This window comes from Pseudomonas sp. SWRI18 (assembly GCF_014268345.1).
In the GTDB taxonomy this organism is placed as follows: domain Bacteria; phylum Pseudomonadota; class Gammaproteobacteria; order Pseudomonadales; family Pseudomonadaceae; genus Aquipseudomonas; species Aquipseudomonas cedrina.
Genome location: NZ_JACCQQ010000007.1, coordinates 105,227 through 124,627 on the forward strand (window position 1 = coordinate 105,227; position 19,401 = coordinate 124,627).

A 19,401-nucleotide genomic window follows, 5' to 3' on the forward strand; every position below is an offset into this window, starting at 1 on the left:
TTCCACTAAATTCTGTAAGCGTTTGAAATCAGGGCCTTTAGGCCCTTTTTTCGTTCCGGCGGGAACCACTGAAATCCAGCTCCATCCAGTGCTTTTAAGTCCCGATTTAAGTCCCGAATGAGGATCTTGAATTTGGACGCGCACTGAATCGGTTTTTTGCTGGAGCAGCTTGGATAGCGAGACGAGCAACTGGCTCTGACTCATGCCGGACCTGGTTCAACCAATTGTTCCGCTATGCGCTGGTGAAAATCGAGGGGCTGGAACACAACCCTGCTTCAGACCTAGATGTGGTCGCACTTCCCAAACCTCCGGTTACGCACAATCCATTTCTCCGCATGGACGAGCTTCCGGGGTTGATGGCCGCGCTTCGAAATTATGGTGGCGCAAACCAAACCCGCCTTGGCCTTCGATTGTTGTTGCTGACCGGTGTCCGCACGGGTGAATTGCGGTTGGCGACACCCGACCAGTTCGCTCTGGAGAAGCGCTTATGGGTCATACCGGCGGAAGTGGTGAAACAACTCCAGCTAGCGATGTGCAAGCCAGGTAAGCAGACCCAAAATGTACCGCCTTATCGTGCCGCTGTCAGCTCGTCCAGGGAGCATCCTGATTCGAGAATTCACTTCAATTCCCGAGAAGTAAGTCTTTGAGGAGTGAGCGCACTGGTGCCTCAGTATCGACCGGAGGCAAGGCGCGGGCGATATGCCGATGTTTAGTCCATTGATTGATCTTTAGTACTGGGCCATTGACTCCAAAAATTTCGAACTGTCGGCGTTCGCCCGCCGTCCATTTTGTTGAAGGCAAGGCGACGTCACAAAGCGTTTACCGGAGGGGATGGTGATGGCTCAGCAGAAAAATGGTTTGGTGGTGATCTGCGGTGCGAGTGCGGGCGTAGGGCGGGCCACGGCGCATCGTTTCGCCGCCGCCGGTTACCGCATCGGTTTGCTGGCGCGCGATGAAGCCGGTCTGGCGGCGACACGGGAGGAACTGGCGCAATATGGCCAGGCGACGACGGCGATTAGTGTCGATGTGGCCGATGCACAGGCACTTGAAGCGGCGGCCATTGCGCTTGATGAGGAATTGGGACCGCTGCAGATCTGGATAAATTCAGCGATGGTCACCGTGTTCTCGCCGATCGAAAAACTCACTGCGCAGGAAATCCGGCGCGTGACCGAAGTCACTTACCTGGGCACCGTCAACGGGACCTTGGCTGCCCTGAAATTGCTGCGGCCGCGCAATAAGGGTTTGATCATCCAGGTAGGCTCGGCGCTGGCTTATCGCGCAATTCCTTTGCAATCGGCGTATTGCGGCGCCAAGTTCGCCGTCCGCGGGTTTACCGATGCGTTGCGTTGTGAACTGCTGCACGAGCGCAGTCGAATTCGTGTATGCATGGTGCAGTTGCCGGCGATCAACACCCCGCAATTCGACTGGGCGCGAAACAAGCTCGACAAACGCCCGCAACCAGTGCCGCCGATTCACGATCCGGACGTTGCCGCCCGAGCGATCTTCAGTGTGATCCAACGTCCGCCACGGGAATTGTGGCTGGGCATGGCGAGCATCAAGGCGATTGTCGGCAGTTGCCTGATCCCGGGACTGCTCGATCGAATGCTCGCGCGTCAGTGCTATCCGGGCCAAATGAGCAAGGAAGATGACAACGGCGGCCATGGCGACAACTTGTACCAGCCTCTGGGCGCTGAATTGCACCGGACGCGCGGGCGTTTTGTCGGCCGCTCCCGCGCAAGCGCTCTGGCGCTGACGTCCACCCAGGTATCGGCGGTATCGGCGGTGTTGGCGCTTGTCTGTGCGATGGTTCTGCTATGGTTCTGAAAGGTTGCGTCGAAACCAGCGATAGCCAAAGCCGTTGAGCGTCAGTGCGGTGTTTTCGCTGATTAGCGAAGGATAATAGCTGTCGGCCAGGATCTGCTCGAAACCCTGCAATTGCTGAGTCATGGTCAACTCCAGCGTGACAGGTTGCCTGCTGAGATTGACCAGGACGATGGTCGTCGATTCGCCGATATGCCGCATGGCAAATACCGCCGGATGAGCATGCGAAAGGGGTTGGGCGGTGCCTTTACCGATTTCACTGAGCCTGGCGCGTAGTTTGAAAATCGCCTGGCAATGAGCGAGGAGGGAGTCAGGATCGTCTTGCTGCGCCGCGACATTCACCGCTTTGTAGCTGAACGGCCCGTCATCGATCAGCGGCGCTGGCAGCTTCGTGTGCTCCGCTCGGGAAAAACCGCCGTTGGTGTCGGCGCTCCACTGCATCGGCGTTCGCACCGCCAGGCGTTCACGCCGTTGCAGATCATCGCCCATGCCGATTTCCTCGCCATAGCGGATGATGGGTGTGCCCGGCAACGACGCCAACAGCGCATGCGCCATTGCCTGATGACGTACATCGCCGTTAAGCATCGGCGCAAGCCGTCGACGGATGCCACGGCCATAAACGCGCATGTGCGCCTGGGGAGCAAACACCTGCATGACTTCGGCGCGCTCGCGCACGTTCAGACGTTCCAGGTCGAGTTCATCATGATTGCGCAGCCACACGGCATAACCCGCGCCATCCGGCGCTTGCGGCCGTTGTTGCAACGCACGTAACAGCGGTTCCGCACGCTCGCGAGCCAGCGCCAGGAACAGGTGATTGTTAAGCCAAAAATCCAGCGCCAACTGCAAGCGATTGCCGTTGCCAAAGTAGTGTTCGAAACGCTTCGGTTCGACATCGACTTCGCCCATCAGCAAACAGTCCGGGTTGATCGAGCGCGCATGCGCCGCCAGCCGCTCCAGCAACCACACGCCTCGCTCTTCCTCACCGCCGCCGGCTTGTTCGACTGCATGGGACGCCGCGTCCAGACGAAACCCGGCTACGCCCAGGCGCAGCCAATGGCTGATGATCTGTTCGATCTCTGCAATCACCGCAAGGTTTTTCAGGTTGAGGTCCGGTTCGTGTCGATAAAACAGGTGTCGATAGAATTGCCCGGCCTGCTCGTCCCATTGCCAGATACTGTCTTCCACGCTGGGAAAGATCGGTTGGTTGCCATCGTCTACCGGCGCGTCGGACCAGATGTAGTAATCGCGATAACGACTGCCGCGATCCTGGCGTGCCTGTTCGAACCAGGGGTGTTTTTCGCTGGTGTGTTGCAACACCAGTTCCATGATGACACGCATGCCGCGTTGCTTGGCTGCGTCGATCAGCCGACGCAAATCTTCTTCGCTGCCAAAGCGTGGCTCTACCCTCTGATGATCGCTGACGTCATAGCCACAATCGCGAAACGGGGAGGCATAAATCGGCAATAGCCAAAGCGCGCCGATTCCCAGCGCGCTTAAGTGATCGAGGCGTTCAACGATGCCCGTAAGATCGCCGCAGCCGTCGTCATTGCTGTCGAAAAACTGCGACGGGTCGACTTGATAGATCACCGTGTCATGCGGCCATTCAGCACTCATGCTCAGTTCCTTTGCGGCACACTATGACCGCTTTCTGCGCGCCGAGGGTTCCGTCAAAGAGCTGATTCTCGCCCTGCCTGTCACTGGCGACTTCGATGATCCAGTCGCCAGCCAGGGCGAAAGTGTGCTGGGCCTCGTCAAAATTGATGCATACGATGCGCTCGTCATCAAAGCAGTAGCGGCGGTAAGCCAATAACTTCGGATGCGAAGGCAGCTCCTCCCATTCGCCGAGACGCAAGGCCGCGCTGTGCCGACGGCAATGCAGCAGGCGCCGATAAAGCCTGAGCGTGGAGTGGCTCGCCGTTTCCTGGGTTTGCACGGCCAGTGCCTCGGCGTCCGGCGGGAAGGGCAGCCACGGCGCCTTGCCCGACCAGCCGTGCGGCGCTTGCGACAGCCACGGTAACGGTGCCCGGCTGCCGTCGCGTCCGCCTGGGTCGACGCGGGTTTGTGCGGTGACTTGGGTATCTTCCAGCGCCAGTTCGTCGCCCTGAAAAATGAAGGGCGTACCACGCAGGCTCAACAACATTACCGCTGCCGCATTCGCGCGGGCCAGCGAGCCGCCGTAACGGCTGCGGAGCCGACTGTTGTCATGATTGGACAAGGCCCAGGTCGGCCAGGCCGACTGTTGACCGAGGCAACTTTCGACTTCACGGATGCACAAACGGAACACTACCGGGTCCCATGGCGCATCGAGCGGCGGGAAGTTGAACGACATGTGCAGTTCATCACTGGCGCCGTAGTACGCCGCAACCCGAGCGGTCGAGCGGATATTGACTTCGCCGATCAGCACCCGGTCGCCGGGATAACGATCAACCAGTCGACGCAGCCCGCGCAGCACTTCGTGGCTGTACGGCTGATCATTGATCTGCACCATGGTCTCGCCAGCCATGCAGCGCGGGTCATCGGCAAAGGTCGGATCCTTGCCCACACAATGCACCACATCGATCCTGAAACCGTCGACGCCACGGTCCAGCCAGAATCGCAGCACATCGTGCATGGCCTCGACGACCTGCGGGTTATGCCAGTTCAAGTCGGGCTGCTGAGGCAGAAAGAAGTGCAGATAGTATTGCTGGCTGACTTCATCCCAGGTCCAGGCGCTGCCGCCATCGATCGATGCGCGCCAGTTGTTCGGCTGGTCGCGCCAGATATACCAGTCGCGTTTGGGGTTGTCGCGACTGGACCGAGACTCGATGAACCAGGGGTGTTGATCCGAGGTGTGGTTGGGCACGAAGTCCATCAACAGCTTCAGGCCCCGTTTGTGGGCTTCGGATATCAGTTGATCGAGGTCGGCCAGACGGCCGAATAATGGGTCGATATCCGTGTAGTCGCAGATGTCGTAACCGGCATCGTACATGGGCGACGGGTACACCGGCGACAACCACAACGCGCCGACGCCCAGCGCCTTAAGGTAATCCAGCCGTGCAATCAGACCCGGCAGATCGCCGACACCATCGCCGTTGCCATCGGCGAACGAACGTGGGTACACCTGATAAATCACGACGTTTTTCCACCATGTCGAATTCTGCGTAACGGACATGGTCCCTCCTTGAATAGGCGTCATTCAAGTTGCCGGCTTGCTCAACCAAGGCCGGTTGCGCCAGGTTGGGCGCTAGTCTCCAGCTTGACTTTGATCCAGCCAGGGGAATGCTGATCAAACTTCTGGAAGGCGCTGATGGCATCCGCCATGGGCTCATGCTGTGTCAGCACTTTGGACGGGTCCACACGACCCGCCAACGTCATTTCGATGAGCTTGGGGATGTACTTACGATGATGGCAGTTGCCCATGTTCATGCGCAGGTTTTTATTCATCGCCGCGCCGATGGGGAAGCGGTCGAACCCGGCAGGGTAGACACCTATTATCGATAAGGTGCCAGCCTTGGCCAATCCTTGAACGGCCCATTCCAGGGCTTGAGATGGCTCATCGCCCGGTTGCCATTGTGCGCTGCCGGGGGCCTGGCCGTGGTGAGTGTGGTTGGCATCAATGCCTACGGCATCAATCGCCCGGTCCACGCCAATATCATTGGTCAGGCGATGCAGCGTCTCGACAGGGTCTTCCTTTTCGAAATTGATGCATTCAGCGCCAAGGTCTCGCGCGCGATCCAGCCTGTCGTCCAGGCCATCGATGGCAAAGATACGACCGGCGCCCAGCAGCTTGGCGCTTACGATCGCAAACAGACCTACCGGCCCGCAGCCAAAAACCGCAACGGTGTCACCGTCCTTGATTTCCGCCATTTTGGCGCCGAACCAGGCGGTTGGGAAAATATCCGACATTGCAATCGCCTGGTCGTCAGTAATTGCGTCGGGCAGCTTGATCAAACCGATATTGGCGAAGGGGATTCGGGCTTTTTCGGCTTGCAGCCCGTTAAAAGGGCCTGTGGCCCTGGGACCGCCAAAAAAGGACGTGCCGGCAGTTTTGCCGTTGGGGTTGGCAACGTCGCACTGGGCAAAATAACCCGCGCGGCAGTAAGCGCAATTGCCGCATGCGATGGTCGAAGGGACGAGCACACGGTCGCCGATCCTTAAATTGCGTACATCCTCACCCAAGGCCTCCACGATACCGACCGCTTCATGACCTAGAATCGTGCCAGGTTGCATATCCGGTGCACTGCCGCGGATAAAGTGAAGGTCGGTGCCGCAAATGGCCGAGGCGGTTATGCGGATGATCGCGTCGTTGGGCGCTTGCAGCGTGGGCTCGGCAACTTCATCCAGCCGGATATCGCCGACACCGTGGAACACAATAGCCTTCATTTTGCACCTCGCAGGGTCGATGAGGGGTGAGTTAAGCCGCCTGGAAGTGAGCAAGCCCCCTCATGCATTCGCAGCAGGCTGCAAGTTCTAACATCCACGCGGTGGATATCTATTGCGATAACGAAGCTTTTGAAAATGCTTTGAGAAATTTTGAAACTTTCGATGAACGGTCTATCGCGGATCGCTGGCGTCTGCCCGACGAAACCAACTCAAGGCGGGAATGACCGTTCACGACGTCAGCCAGAAAAAGTTCTGAACGTTTTTGGGCTCTTGAATATCGACCCTGTAACTGAATATTTCTGCTTGCGCATCCTCCGGCGTATCCCGGAGCCAATGCAACGGCAAATAAATCGGCGAACGGGGCGAGTTTTCATGAGTGACGATATCCAGTGCAGCGTCGAATACAACGGTCGCATCCTTCACGGAAAAACTGACCAGCCGCTGATCGATTTCCTCGCAGAGCAGGGTATCGATTTGCCCCACGTTTGCTATCACCGGGCCCTTGGGCCGATTCAGACCTGCGATGTGTGCTGGATCGAGCACAACGGCGAAATGGTTCGCTGCTGTACGTTGCGTACGGCCAACGGCATGAAGCTGGTAAGTGAAGCGCCTCACATAAGGGCCGCCCAGGAAGAAGGCCTGGACCGGATCCTTGCCAAGCATGAGTTGTATTGCAGCGTCTGCGAGCACAACACCGGAGACTGCACGCTGCACAATACCGTCGCCGACATCAACCCTGCGATCCAGCGTTACAAGTACCAGCGCAAGCCTTACAGCAAGGATCACTCCAACCCTTTTTACACCTACGATCCCGACCAATGCATCCTCTGTGGACGCTGCGTCGAGGCGTGTCAGAACGTCGAGGTCAACGAGACCTTGAGTATCGACTTCACCCTGGATCATCCACGGGTGTTGTGGGATGGCGGCACCACGATTGAGGGATCCAGCTGCGTGAGCTGCGGCCACTGCGTCACCGTTTGCCCGTGCAACGCGTTGCTGGAAAAAACCATGCAGCCGGATGCCGGGCCTTTTACATCGATGCCCGAGCGCATCAAGCGTCCGCTTATCGATGCGGTGAAAACCCTTGAGAACACCCTAGGCGCACCGCCCATCACTGCCGTTTCCGTCATAGACATGCATTGGCGCCAACCCGAAATCAAACGTACCAAAACCGTATGCACGTACTGCGGGGTGGGTTGCTCGTTCGAAATGTGGACGCGAGACCGTCACTTGTTGAAAGTGCAGCCTGTAATAGATGCGCCGGCCAACGGCATATCAACCTGTATCAAAGGCAAGTTCGGCTGGGATTTCGTGAACAGCGAAAAACGCCTGACCACACCGCTTATCCGCGACAACGGTCGATTTCGTGAGGCAAGCTGGGACGAAGCGCTGACGTTGGTCGCCGAACGCCTCTTGACGATCAAGCGCGAGCACGGCGCCGACGCCATCGGTTTCATCGGTTCAAGCAAGGCCAGCAACGAAGAGGCTTACCTGACGCAAAAAATCGCGCGCTTGGTCATCGGTACCAACAGTGTCGACAACTCGTCGCGCTACTGCCAGAACCCGGCTACCCAGGGACTGTTCCGCACGGTGGGGTATGGCGGCGACGCCGGCACGATTGGCGACCTGGAGCAGGCGGATCTGATCGTCCTGGTGGGCAGCAACCTGGCAGAAAACCATCCCGTCATCGCCTCGAAGATCAAGGCCGCACGCAAGCACAAGGGGCAAAAGCTGCTGGTGGTCGATCCGCGCAAGCATGAGATGGCCGAGCGCGCCGATCTCTTTCTGCAGATCAAATCCAGCACAGACATCGTCTGGGCCAGTGCGATGTCACGTTATCTATTCGACCATGACTTGGCGGACAAGGACTTTCTGGAAAAACGTGTGAATAAAGTGGACGAATACCGGCGCTCGCTTGATCCGTTTACGCTGGAATTCGCCTCGCACATCACAGGACTGTCTCAGTCGGAACTGGTCAGCGCCGCGACCATGATCGCAGAGGCGAAAAGCGTGTGCCTGCTATGGGCGATGGGCATCACGCAGCACAGTCATGGTGCGGACACCAGCACGGCGCTCTCCAACCTGTTGCTGGTCAGCGGTAACTACGGGCGCCCAGGCACGGGTGGCTACCCGATGCGCGGCCACAACAATGTCCAGGGGGCCAGCGATTTCGGTTGCCTCAAGAATGTTTATCCCGGCTACGAGAAGGTTACCGACGAAGCGGTGAGAGCCAAATGGGCGAAAGCCTGGGGTGTGCCCCCCGAGCAGTTGTCCAACACAGTCGGCGAAGACAATTTCCTGATGGTCGAGCATGCCGCGCAACGCAAGATCAAAGCCATGTACATCATCGGTGAAGAGACGGCGTTCTCCGATGCCGACACGGAAAACGTGCATGAGGCCTTCAAACACCTGGACTTCATGGTGGTCCAGGATATTTTTTTCAGTCGCACCGCCCAATTTGCCGATGTCGTGTTGCCAGGCTGCCCGAGCGTTGAAAAGGAGGGGACTTTCGTCAACACCGAGCGGCGGATCCAGCGTTTTTATGAAGTCTTCCCACCGCTGGGCAACAGCCTGCCGGACTGGCGCATCCTGATGGATCTGGCCAAGCGCATGGGGCATGACTGGGGGTATGAGCATCCCTCGCAAATACTGCAGGAAGTGGCGAGTATTTCCACCCTGTTTGCCGGTGCCTCTTATGAGCGTCTGGAAGGCTGGAACTCCCTGCTCTGGCCGGTGAAGCCAGATGGCACTGACACGCCATTGCTCTATACCGAGCGGTTCCATACCGACGATGGCAAGGCCGTGCTGTATCCGCTGGAGTGGAAAAGCCCGGCGGAAGCGCCCGACAGCGAATTCGACCTGATGCTGGACAACGGGCGCATGCTTGAGCACTTCCAGGGCAACAATCAGACGGGACGTGGAGACCGGATCGACTCGTTGTCACCTGACTGGTTTGTCGAAGTCAGTCCCGAGCTTGCCGCCGAGCGCGGCCTTCAGGAGGGCACTATGGTGCGCATCACCTCACGGCGTGGCTCGGTCTCGGCGCCGGTGGTGATCACCGACCGTGTGAGCGAAAAGCTGCTGTTCATGCCGATTCACCAAGGCAAACCCGGCATCAATGAACTCACTGGCGAGCACCACGACCCGGACGTCAATACGCCTGCCTATAAGGAAACCGCCGTGAAGATGGAGGTCCTCAAGGCGCCACGCCACCGCGCCCCGTTGCCGCCCGGGAATTTCCGACATGGCCACAGGACGCCAAACAATGGCGTGGACGTGGCAGTGAAATGGGCCAGAGACGATTACGCGCCGATCGATATCCCGGCGCCCCATCCGGAGAGGTTTTAATGGCTGAGCCTATCGATTACGACGTCAAACCGACCAACACCGAGCCTGATGCGAAGGACGAACTGGACCGCCTGCTTCAGAGCCTTCATCAACACGGCTTCCTGCGCATGGCCAATGATTTGGTGTGCGCCAACACGGCGATTGCCAACGTGCTGGTGGACGGCCTCAATAAAGAAGGCACGCTCAATGTGATTCAGAATCTGTCAATTTTGGCGATGGCGCTTTCACGGGTTCAGCCCGATGAATTCTACCGACTGGTGTTTGCGCTGAAAGACGCGGGCGCCGCCGTCAGCCAATGGCGCGCGCCGGATAATGACGACCTCGCACCGGGTGTCAAAGGCACCTACCGTTTGCTGCATGACGAATCGCTTTGGCGTGCGATCACACCGCTTATGGAAGGGTTGAAGGCCATGGGCGAGGGGATGAAAAAGCCGCTCGACAAACCTGTCAGCCAGTTCACGGGCAAGCCCAGCGACGCCTGATCGGAGCCTGCACATGGAAGCTTTGGATCCCGCGTTGATGCTGGCGCGCTATCAGTTTGCGTTCACCATCAGCTTTCATATCGTGCTCGCTGCGTTTTCCATAGGCCTGGCCAATTATCTGATGGTACTGGAAGCCCTGTGGTTGTGGCGCAAACGCCAGGTTTACAGGGACCTCTACACGTTCTGGCTGAAAATCTTTGCCTGGACGGTTGCTGTGGGCACTGCGTCCGGGCTCGTCATGGAGTTTCAGTTCGGAACCAACTGGGGCGCACTGGCCCATCGAGCGGGAGCTATTCTCGGGCCGCTGATGTTCTATGAAGTCATGGTCGCGTTTTTTCTGGAAGCCGGCTTCATCGGGGTCATGCTGTTCGGCATGAATAAAGTCGGCCCGCGCCTGCATTTTCTGTCGACCTGTGCCGTGGCCGTTGGCTCGTTATTCAGTGCATTCTGGATATTGTCGGCCAATTCATGGATGCACACGCCGGTCGGTTTCAGCATGACCGAAGATGGCCGGTTCGTAGCGCAAGACTGGCTTCAGATCATCTTCAACCCCTCGTTTCCCTATCGCATGGTCCACATGAGCCTTGCAGCCTTCCTCGGCACGGCCATGCTGGTGGGCGGTGCGGCCGCCTGGCATTTATTGCGCAACAGCCGTCACGCATCCGCGCGGGTGATGTTTTCCATGGCCCTGTGGATGGCGGCGCTGGTCGGCCCTCTTCAGATCGTGGCCGGGGACCTGCACGGTGAAAATACCCGGGACTATCAACCGCAGAAGCTGGCCGCCATCGAGGGTTCATGGCAGCGTCCGGAAGCGGGGAAGGGAGAGCCACTCAGGCTGTTTGCGATACCCGACCAGACGCTGCGCAGAAATGACTTCGAACTGGCAATCCCTCATCTTGGCTCGCTGTACCTGCGCCATGACTGGACCGGCACCATCCAGAGTCTTGATGAGTTCCCTGCACAAGACATCCCGCCGGTGGCCGTGGTCTTCTATGCGTTTCGCATCATGGTCGGCATTGGCTTGCTGATTGTGGCCTTGGGCACTGCCAGTCTTTTGCTGCGCTGGCGCGGTGGTCTTTTTGAATGTCGATGGCTGCTGCGCTGTTCAGTCCTCATGGCTCCCGCCGGGTTCGTGGCGATGCTGTGCGGATGGATCGTCACCGAAGTCGGCCGCCAGCCATTCACGGTCTATGGGTTAATGCGCACCGTCCACAGCCATTCGCAGCAACCCCTTTCATTCGTTGCGGGTAGTACGCTCGCCATCATGGTCATGTATGGGCTGGTTTTCGGGTTGGGTCTTTTATACCTGGTGCGAGCGGTCAGGCAACTGCCGGCAAAAACTGTGGATGCCGATGAAGAATCGGCAGCGCGGGGGGAATCGTAATGTTCATGTCTGAAACGCTGTTACCCGATCTGGCGGCGGCCGCAATCGCCTTTACAATCATCCTCTATGTGATTCTGGATGGGACCGATCTGGGGGTCGGCATGCTGCTGGCGACGCGTCACGATCCTGATGAAAAAAAGTTAATGGTCCATTCCATCCTACCCATCTGGGATGGCAACGAAACCTGGCTGGTGCTGGGTGGCGGTGGGTTGCTGGCGTTGTTTCCGGTGGTGTACAGCGTGTTGTTTTCCGCACTTTATATACCCGTCATTACGATGCTGCTGGCACTGATCGCCAGGGCGGTTGCGCTTGAGTTCCGGGCTGACGCGTCGGCGCAGATGAAGCCATGGCTCGACATCAGCCTCGTGGCCGGCTCGCTGATCGCGACGCTGTGCCAGGGACTCATCATGGGGTGCGTCGTGCAGGGGGTCGAGCACGAGGAGGGCAGGTTCAGCGGCCACGGCTGGGAGTGGCTCGGCGCCTTTCCGCTGACCTGCGGCATGGTGCTGATCATCGGTTATGCGTTGCTGGGCAACTGCTGGCTGGTGTGGCGCACCGACGGGCGATTGCAAACCGCCGCGAAAGGCCAGGCCCGGACACTCGGCTGGCTGACCCTGCTCGGGATGACAGCGATCCTGCTATGGACCAGCCTGTCCAACCCGACCTATCGAGATCATCTTCTGGGCTCCAGCCTGAGCCTGCCGCTTTTGGTGCTCCAGGGTGCATTAGTGGCAGGCTTTTATTGGGCGTTCTCCAGCCGCCTCGAGTTTCTGCCCTTATTTGCGGTGCTGGGATGGTTCGGCGTGGCGTTCGTTGCCGCAATCATTGCCCTGTATCCTTTGATCCTTCCTCCCTCATTGACGATCGGCCAGGCGTCTTCCCCGGCCTCAAGCCAGGCCTTCATGCTCGCGGGCTTTGCGGTACTGGTACCTGTGACGCTTGTTTACAACACATGGGGCTTTTGGGTGTTCCGTGGCAAGGTCACGGCGGGTAAATGAGATTACCGGTTTGCTATGCATAAGCGCATGTCGCTTTACACATATAACTTACACATATTCTCGGAGAGTCCATGTTCAGTCACATTCAGATTGGTGCCCGTGACCTTGCTACCATGATTGACTTTTACGATGCGGTGTTAACCGTTAACAACGGTATGAAGCACTGTTGCGCTTAGCGTCTGTTCAAGTACGCCGCCATCTCGGCCGCAGGGACCATCCCGCCTCCTGTGGCCCAGATCAAATGGGTCGCGCCTGCGGGTATACCGTCCGGCAACCCCAAACGACGCCCATACCCTTGGCGCTCGTGCAGCACCCGCGCGAAACCTGGAGCTCCGGCCAACGCCGAGGGCTCCAGACGCAGTTGCTCGGTGCGATCGAGCAATTGCAGCAAACTGAACAACTCGGCATCGGTCACCGTATAAAACCCATCCAGCATCCGCTGCATCGACCGCCCCACGAATCCCGAAGGTCGCCCGACCGCCAAGCCATCCGCGGCCGTATGGTTGGAAATCCCGAAGTCCTGCACCGTCAGGCCATCGTGCAGCCCGGTGTATACCCCCATCAGCATGCATGGCGACTCGGTCGGCTCGGCGAAGATGCAGTGCACGTGATCACCAAACGCCAATTTCAGGCCGAAAGCGATGCCGCCAGGGCCGCCGCCGACGCCGCAGGGCAGGTAGACGAATAACGGATGTTGGGCATCAACCACCACCTGCTGCTCGGCGAACTGCGCCTTCAGCCGCTCGCCGGCGACTGCGTAACCGAGGAACAGGGTCTGCGAGTTCTCGTCGTCGATGAAGTGGCAGGTAGGGTCCGCCTGCGCCTGCTCGCGGCCTTTTTCGACGGCCTGGCCGTAGTCGCCGGCGTACTCGACCACGGTCACGCCATGGGCGCGAAGCTTGTCTTTCTTCCATTGCCGGGCATCGGCCGACATGTGCACGGTCGTGGCGAAGCCCAGGCGCGCGCCGGCGATGCCGATCGACAGGCCGAGGTTGCCGGTGCTGCCGACCGCGATCTTATGAGCGCGAAACAGCGCCTGGCATGGCGCTTCGGTCAGGCGCCGATAGTCGTCCGCTTCGCTCAGCAGGCCATGGCGAATGGCGAGTTGCTCGGCGTGGAACAGCACTTCGTAGATACCGCCGCGGGCTTTCACCGAGCCGGAGATGGGCAGGTGGCTGTCCTTCTTCAGCAGCAGCCGGATAGGCCCTTCGACGCCGTAACGCTCGCAAAGGGCGCGGGCGAAAGCCGGTACGCCAACCAGTTCCGATTCGATGATGCCCTGGCTTGCAGCAACTTCCGGGAAGGCTTGGGCCAGGAATGGCGCAAAGCGCTGGAGGCGCTCGCTGGCATGCCGCACATCGGTGGCGGTCAGGGCAATATCGTTCAACGCATCGGCCAGGGGCGCGATCTGCGGGTTGAACCAGCTGACTTCTTCGCCGGCCAGTATGGGTTTCAACAGAGGAAATTCGGTAGTCCAGTCGGCGAGGCTTTTGCCATATACGGATGTGATCACAGCAGGGGCTCCAACGGCGGCGCGCTGTGGCGCCACTTGATTAACGGGGTCAAACGGCCGGGCGCCCATCGGTCGCGGTGGCGTACTGGTCCGGGGCCAGCGGCGGGTGGGTGACGGGCGTCCACAGGTCCACTTCGCTGAGGGCCAGGGCGGCCATGTTCGGGCGCGGGCGGCGCAAATCCTGGGTCGTTTCGCAATGGGCTTCGAGGGCACGGGCGGCCATCAGCAGCTCCAGGTCACCGCGGAATTTACCGATCACCTGCATGCCGAAGGGCATGTCGAGGTGGTCGACGCCCATGGGCATCGATAGCGCCGGGTTGGTGGCCAGGGTGACCACGTAAGTCAGCGCCAGCCAGCGGTAGTAGTTTTCCAGCGCCACGCCGTTCACGCTTTCCAGGTACGGCTGCTCCCAAGGGAAAGCCGATACTGGCGTAGTGGGCGAGAGAATCAGGTCGTACTGGCTGAACAGCTGCTGGAAGCGGCGAAATATGCGCGTTTGCTCGGCGTTGGCCCACACGCAGTCCTTGAGCGACATGCGTGCACCCATCTCGTAGTTGGCGCGCGGGTTAGGGCCGAGGGAGCCCGGGTCTTTCTCATAAGCGGCCTGCAGGCTGCCGACGAAGGCTTCGGCGCGGACCACGTCGAAGCAGCGGTGGGCGTGCTGCATGTCCACTTCGATTTCTTCGCAACTGGCGAACAGGCCCTTGAGGCTGGCGACCTTGGCGCGGAACACGCGGCGGATGTCGTCGTCGACGTCGCACACGCCGAAGTCTTCGGTGTAGCCCACGCGCAGGCGTGAAAGGTCGACCGTGCCCTCCATGGCCGCTGGCATGCTGAAGTCATAGCTGAGCGGGTCGTTCGGGGCGATGCCGGCGGTGGCCGCCAGTTGCAGCCAGGTGTCGGCGACGTCGCGGCCCATGGGGCCGACCACGGAAATCGGCGTCCAGCCCAGCAGCTTGCGTTCGCTCGGCACCAGGCCGGGGGAAGTGCGCAGGCCCACGATGCCGCACTTGGCTGCGGGGATGCGCAGGGAGCCACCAGTGTCGGAGCCGCTGCACAGCGGCACCATATTGGCAGCCAGCGCGGCGGCGGCGCCACCGGACGAGCCTCCGGCGTTCAGGCGCGGGTTGAACGGGTTGCCCGTGGCGCCCCACACCGGATTGCGGGTGTTGGCGCCAGCGCCCATTTCCGGCACGTTGGTCTTGCCTACCACTATGGCCCCGGCGGCGCGCAGGCGGCGTACCAACTGGTTGTCTTGGGTCGGCAAGTTGGCGCGAAACAGCGGCGAGCCGTAGGTAGTCAACAGACCTTCGGTTTCTTCCAGATCCTTGATGCCGATCGGCAGGCCGCTAAGCAGACCGCGTGGTTCGCAGCGGTTGATCGCCTGTTCGGTGGCGCGGGCTTCTTTGCGGGCGCGCTCGAAGGAGGTCGCGCAGAAGGCGTTAATCTTCGGATTGTATTCTTCGATACGGGCGATGCAGGCCTCAAGCACTTCGACCGGCGACACCTGACGCGAATCGATCAGGGCCTTGAGTTCCACCGCGCCTTTGTCGGCCAATTCGTTCGGGTTGTGCATGGGGTCGATCCTGCGCAAATAAAACAAGAGAATAAAAACACCGCCAGGCAGCCACAACCAACTTAATTCGAAGGCTGCCATGCTGTTTGCAGAAAGCTCAGGCCGCGCACTGGAGCACGTGCTTGATGTGCTCGATAAAGCTTTCCATGGGCGCCGACAGTTGCCGCCGCGCCAGGGTCTGGATTTCGATGAAGCGCGCGCCGTCAGCCATTTCCGGTACGTCCAGGGCCTTGAGCTGCTGGCTCTTGAGGCGGTGGCGCACGAACAGCTCGCCGGTGAAGGTCACCGCGCTGCCGGACATGGCGAACTTCACCAGGGTTTCCAGGCTGTCGGTGTCCATGATGCTTTTATAGATCAGGCCTTCGCGGCTGCAGTAGATGTCCAGCAACTGGCGCAGCGTGGTGTTGGGGCCGGGCAGCGCCAGGGGGTAGCTGACGATGTCTTTGAGCGTCACGCCCGTCTGAGCTGCCAGCGGATGGCTGGGCGCGACCAGCGCCAGTACCGGCGCCGGCTGGCGGTACGCGACGTGAATACCTTTGGCCGCGCCGAGGCTGAAGCACAGGCCGATGTCGACTTGGCCTTCGCGCACCAGGCGCGTCACTTCCTGGGCCGAAGCCACCTTGATCTGGTAGCTGCTCTGCTGCCCGGCCAGGCGAAACTGCGCGATGGCATCGGGCAGGAAGTGCGGCGCGAAGCCTTCGGTACAGGCTATCTTGATCATGGATTCCGCTTGCTGGCGCAGCGCCTTGATCTCATTGCTCACCAACTCGGCGTCCAACAGGGTACGGCGCGCATAGGCGGCCAGCAGCTCGCCGGCGCTGGTCAGGCTCACGCCCCGCGACTGGCGCTCGAATAATGGCGCTTCCAGTTCACTTTCCAGGCGGCTGATCTGCCGGCTGATGGCCGAAGGCACCACGTGCAGGCGCAGGGCCGCTTCGCTGATGGAGCCGCTGTTGACCACTTGCAGAAAATAACGCACGGCAGTTTCGCTGAGAATTCGGGCGCTCATGGGGAACTGGTTCTCCGGAGTAGGGAGGCGACATTTTAGCCCAGGCTCCCTACCCAACGCGGCTTTCAGCGGCAAGGCCATGGTTCAGGCCTCGTGGGCGTTGGCTAGCTGCACTTCGCGGATCTTTTGCGCGCTGATGCTGGTGCTGACCAGCGCCGCTACCACTACAGCACCGAGCAGGAACAGGAAGGCCGAATTGTAGCTGCCGGTGTATTCCACCAGAAAGCCGATGACCATGGGCGAGACGAAGCCCGCTAATTGCCCGCCGAAGTTGACCATGCCGATGCCGGTGCCCACCAACCGTTGCGAGAGGATCTTGGTGGGCAGGGCGAAGGCGGTGGCGAACACGAATGACTTGAAGAAGTAGGCCACGGTCTGGAACACGATTACCTGGGTGGTGGTCTGCGCCTGGTACATGCCGTACACGAACACCCCGGTGAGCACGCAGCTGCCCATCATCAGGAATTTTTCCTTGCCGTCGAAGTAGCGTGTCATCAGCCAGCCGCCCATGGCGGTGGCGATACTGGCCGAAATGAACGGCAGTGGCACCAGCATGCCGACGGTCTTGATGTCCAGGCCGCGTACGGTCAGCAGGTACATCGGCATCCAGGCGTCCAGGCCCTTGTTGAGCAGGCTCAGGCAGAACCACACCACCACGATCTTCCAGATCAGCGGCATGCGCAGCAGCTCCTTGACGCTGACCTTGGTAGTCGCACGGGGCAGGGCGGCGTCCTCGATCACAGCGACATTGCGGCGCACGGTAAGGGCGTAGAACACGGCGAAGACGATGCCTGCCAGGCCGATGACGAGGAACACATCGCGCCAGCCGAGCCAGAGAATCAGCGGGGCGATGATCAACGGGGCGACGAAGCTGCCGGTGTAGTTGGACGAGATCATCAGCCCGACCATTTTCGGCCGTTGTTCGCGGGGGTAGATCTCAGCCACGCCCTTCATCGCCGACGACGGATAACCGCCTTCGCCCAGGCCGAACAGGAAGCGGATCACCAGCAGCGCGCTCAGCGACCAGGCCAGCCCGGTGAGCACAGTGAACAGCGACCACAGTGCGATGGAAACCACCACCACGCGTTTGCTGCCGAACTTGTCGGCCAGCCAGCCACCGGGAATCTGCATGGCGGCGTAGCCCAGGTAGAAGGCGCTGAGTACCACCCCCAATTGCGCGGGGCCGACGTTGAAGTCTTTGCCGATATGGGCCAGAGCCAAGGAAATGGCCGCTCGGTCGACGTAGGAAATCATGTAACCCAGGTACAAAAGAATGAATACGAATAGGGGGTTATGCAGGAATCTGGTGACCTTCATGAGGGCTGTCCTGGCGAAGAAATGGCTGGAATTCAGGCCATGGTGGGCAGCAGCGCCGAGGGCAACAAGTGATAAAAAGAGAGTGCAGGTGTGCCCAATAATCACAGCACTTACATGGTGCGCGAGCCCTGTTAAGGGGCGGCTGAAGGCAGCGGAATACTGTCGTTATGCGTTGACTTGGTGCGCGCATTGCAGGTTTTCCCTGGATGTACGGCAACAGGGTGTCCGTGCATATTTTTTCCGAGAAGCGCTGATATGCGAATAGTTCATCTTTTCCTTCTGCACCGCAACGCGCATCGGCCCCAGTGATCCTGCGCTCCTCTCCACGCAACGTTGGCTTGCTGGTGACGCTCACGGCAAAACCCGAAACCGCGCACCAACTGGAGAACTGGCTCAAGGATATGCGGCGTTTTGCGAAATGGGTCAAGCCTTGGCGAAACGCAAAGAAGGGCTGAGAAACCCCGATGGTTCAAGCCTCAACGCCCTCCGCCAGCCAGTCGATCCATGCCCGCTGAAAATTCAGGAGCGCCTCGCTGGGCTGCTGCAGTTGAATAAGCTCCAGCATGGGATCGTTTACTGCCGTTCTCACACCCGACAATTCCTCCAATGCCGCCAACCCGCAAAACGGCACATAGGCTTCGCTGTATCCGCCCTCATGCACCAACACCAAACGGCCCTGGCACACACGCTCCGCCGTTTGACGCACCATCCGCGTCATCATGCGGAACGAGTCACTGTGCAACAGCATGCGCGCCAGCGGGTCGACGGCGTTGGCGTCATAGCCGCAGGCGACAATGATCAACTCGGGCTCGAAACGCTCCAATGCGGGAATCACGATCTGCTGCATGGCATGCAGATACGCCTCGTGACCGCTGCCGGGCGGCAAGGGAATGTTAATGTTGGCGCCCAGCCCGTCGCCTTGGCCACGATCATGCGCGCCGCTGTAACCCGGTGGAAAACACCCTTCCTGATGCAGGGAGAGGGTCAACACATCGCCCCGAGCCTCGAATATGGACTGGGTGCCATTGCCGTGGTGAACGTCCCAATCGACCACCGCGACTTTGCCCAGCCCATGCCGCGCCTTGGCCGCCTCGATGGCGATGGCGATATTGGACAACAGGCAAAATCCCATGGCGTTGTCGGCCAGGCAGTGATGCCCAGGTGGGCGCGACAGGGAATAAGCGTTGCTGACCTGACCGCTCAGCACGGCGTCCACGGCGCCGATGGCCAGCCCGGCGGAGAGCTTGGCGATTTCGTAGCTGCCGGGACCGATAGGCGCGGATGGGGCCAACTCACCACCTCCGGCATCACTCAGGCGTTTGAAGCGCTGCAGATAGTCGGCAGTGTGAACCCGCAGCAACGCCTCTTCACTGGCCGGGATCGCGCTGTGCTGCTGCAAATGACTGCTCAGCCCGGACACATCCATCAGGTTTTTAAGACGGCGCTTGGTTTCAGGCGATTCGGCATGGCCGGCCCCCGCAGGCGGTTGTACCCAGCCGCCGACCGGCAACACCAGAACATGGGAACTGGCGCTATGCCACAGGCACAGTTCATCGAAGAAAAATGCGGTGGTTCGGTTCATCTGACTCTC

At 59.9% G+C, this 19,401-nt stretch carries 13 protein-coding genes and 1 pseudogene; 6 read left to right on the forward strand and 8 right to left on the reverse strand.

Annotation, left to right across the window (positions count from 1 at the left end):
• Window positions 1-194 precede the first annotated feature (194 nt).
• Together H0Z09_RS10465 and H0Z09_RS10470 are read left to right on the forward strand one after the other, a co-directional pair.
• Window positions 195-572 (forward strand): annotated as a pseudogene (locus H0Z09_RS10465) (integrase); the annotation flags it as partial.
• Between the two features lie 265 nt (window positions 573-837).
• Window positions 838-1,824, forward strand: coding sequence for an SDR family oxidoreductase (locus tag H0Z09_RS10470; protein WP_186690258.1), 987 nt, complete (start codon window positions 838-840; stop codon window positions 1,822-1,824).
• On the opposite strand, the gene H0Z09_RS10475 is transcribed toward H0Z09_RS10470, so the two are convergent.
• Genes H0Z09_RS10475 through H0Z09_RS10485 form a run of 3 tightly spaced genes read right to left on the reverse strand, consistent with a single transcriptional unit; the run spans window position 1,813 to window position 6,183 of the window.
• Complete coding sequence (locus tag H0Z09_RS10475; RefSeq protein WP_186690260.1) at window positions 1,813-3,435, reverse strand: alpha-amylase family protein; 1,623 nt, start codon at window positions 3,433-3,435, stop codon at window positions 1,813-1,815. The genes H0Z09_RS10470 and H0Z09_RS10475 overlap by 12 nt on opposite strands.
• The gene (locus H0Z09_RS10480) at window positions 3,425-4,972 is read right to left on the reverse strand and encodes an alpha-amylase family glycosyl hydrolase (RefSeq protein WP_186690262.1); all 1,548 of its coding nucleotides are present in this window, start codon (window positions 4,970-4,972) and stop codon (window positions 3,425-3,427) included. Before H0Z09_RS10480 ends, H0Z09_RS10475 begins: the two co-directional genes overlap by 11 nt.
• 41 nt (window positions 4,973-5,013) lie before the next feature.
• The gene (locus tag H0Z09_RS10485; protein WP_186690437.1) at window positions 5,014-6,183 is read right to left on the reverse strand and encodes a zinc-dependent alcohol dehydrogenase; all 1,170 of its coding nucleotides are present in this window, start codon (window positions 6,181-6,183) and stop codon (window positions 5,014-5,016) included.
• A gap of 372 nt (window positions 6,184-6,555) precedes the next feature.
• Between H0Z09_RS10485 and fdhF the strand changes: the two genes are divergently transcribed.
• From fdhF to cydB, 4 genes are read left to right on the forward strand one after another with little or no spacing between them, the layout of a single operon-like run.
• Window positions 6,556-9,531: a formate dehydrogenase subunit alpha gene (gene fdhF, locus H0Z09_RS10490; protein WP_186690264.1), complete on the forward strand. Its 2,976-nt coding sequence runs from the start codon at window positions 6,556-6,558 to the stop codon at window positions 9,529-9,531.
• Complete coding sequence (locus H0Z09_RS10495; protein WP_186690266.1) at window positions 9,531-10,013, forward strand: DUF1641 domain-containing protein; 483 nt, start codon at window positions 9,531-9,533, stop codon at window positions 10,011-10,013. Before fdhF ends, H0Z09_RS10495 begins: the two co-directional genes overlap by 1 nt.
• 13 nt (window positions 10,014-10,026) lie before the next feature.
• A complete protein-coding gene (locus H0Z09_RS10500; protein ID WP_186690268.1) occupies window positions 10,027-11,397 on the forward strand; it encodes a cytochrome ubiquinol oxidase subunit I in 1,371 nt (456 codons plus the stop codon).
• Window positions 11,397-12,395 carry a cytochrome d ubiquinol oxidase subunit II gene (gene cydB / locus H0Z09_RS10505; RefSeq protein WP_186690270.1) on the forward strand — a complete coding sequence of 333 codons (999 nt, stop codon included), beginning with the start codon at window positions 11,397-11,399 and terminating at the stop codon, window positions 12,393-12,395. Before H0Z09_RS10500 ends, cydB begins: the two co-directional genes overlap by 1 nt.
• A gap of 172 nt (window positions 12,396-12,567) precedes the next feature.
• Here cydB and dsdA read toward each other — a convergent pair whose 3' ends face one another.
• The 5 genes from dsdA to H0Z09_RS10530 form a co-directional block, all read right to left on the reverse strand.
• Entirely contained in the window at window positions 12,568-13,905 is a 1,338-nt protein-coding gene (gene dsdA / locus H0Z09_RS10510; protein ID WP_346656789.1) for a D-serine ammonia-lyase, read from the reverse strand.
• Between the two features lie 52 nt (window positions 13,906-13,957).
• Window positions 13,958-15,484 carry an amidase gene (locus H0Z09_RS10515; RefSeq protein WP_076954412.1) on the reverse strand — a complete coding sequence of 509 codons (1,527 nt, stop codon included), beginning with the start codon at window positions 15,482-15,484 and terminating at the stop codon, window positions 13,958-13,960.
• A 97-nt stretch (window positions 15,485-15,581) separates the two neighbouring features.
• Complete coding sequence (locus H0Z09_RS10520; RefSeq protein ID WP_186690274.1) at window positions 15,582-16,493, reverse strand: LysR family transcriptional regulator; 912 nt, start codon at window positions 16,491-16,493, stop codon at window positions 15,582-15,584.
• Between the two features lie 84 nt (window positions 16,494-16,577).
• Entirely contained in the window at window positions 16,578-17,810 is a 1,233-nt protein-coding gene (locus tag H0Z09_RS10525; RefSeq protein WP_186690276.1) for an MFS transporter, read from the reverse strand.
• Window positions 17,811-18,279: 469 nt separating this feature from the next.
• Complete coding sequence (locus H0Z09_RS10530) at window positions 18,280-19,392, reverse strand: class II histone deacetylase (protein WP_076954409.1); 1,113 nt, start codon at window positions 19,390-19,392, stop codon at window positions 18,280-18,282.
• Window positions 19,393-19,401 lie beyond the last annotated feature (9 nt).

Excerpts from the sequence above, each read along its gene's own strand:
- H0Z09_RS10485 (WP_186690437.1), bottom strand. The coding sequence starts at position 6,183 with ATGAAGGCTATTGTGTTCCACGGTGTCGGCGATATCCGGCTGGATGAA.
- H0Z09_RS10480 (WP_186690262.1), bottom strand. The coding sequence starts at position 4,972 with ATGTCCGTTACGCAGAATTCGACATGGTGGAAAAACGTCGTGATTTAT.
- H0Z09_RS10525 (WP_186690276.1), bottom strand. The coding sequence starts at position 17,810 with ATGAAGGTCACCAGATTCCTGCATAACCCCCTATTCGTATTCATTCTT.
- H0Z09_RS10530 (WP_076954409.1), bottom strand. The coding sequence starts at position 19,392 with ATGAACCGAACCACCGCATTTTTCTTCGATGAACTGTGCCTGTGGCAT.
- cydB (WP_186690270.1), top strand. The coding sequence starts at position 11,397 with ATGTTCATGTCTGAAACGCTGTTACCCGATCTGGCGGCGGCCGCAATC.
- fdhF (WP_186690264.1), top strand. The coding sequence starts at position 6,556 with ATGAGTGACGATATCCAGTGCAGCGTCGAATACAACGGTCGCATCCTT.
- H0Z09_RS10500 (WP_186690268.1), top strand. The coding sequence starts at position 10,027 with ATGGAAGCTTTGGATCCCGCGTTGATGCTGGCGCGCTATCAGTTTGCG.
- H0Z09_RS10520 (WP_186690274.1), bottom strand. The coding sequence starts at position 16,493 with ATGAGCGCCCGAATTCTCAGCGAAACTGCCGTGCGTTATTTTCTGCAA.
- H0Z09_RS10475 (WP_186690260.1), bottom strand. The coding sequence starts at position 3,435 with ATGAGTGCTGAATGGCCGCATGACACGGTGATCTATCAAGTCGACCCG.
- H0Z09_RS10495 (WP_186690266.1), top strand. The coding sequence starts at position 9,531 with ATGGCTGAGCCTATCGATTACGACGTCAAACCGACCAACACCGAGCCT.
- H0Z09_RS10470 (WP_186690258.1), top strand. The coding sequence starts at position 838 with ATGGCTCAGCAGAAAAATGGTTTGGTGGTGATCTGCGGTGCGAGTGCG.
- H0Z09_RS10515 (WP_076954412.1), bottom strand. The coding sequence starts at position 15,484 with ATGCACAACCCGAACGAATTGGCCGACAAAGGCGCGGTGGAACTCAAG.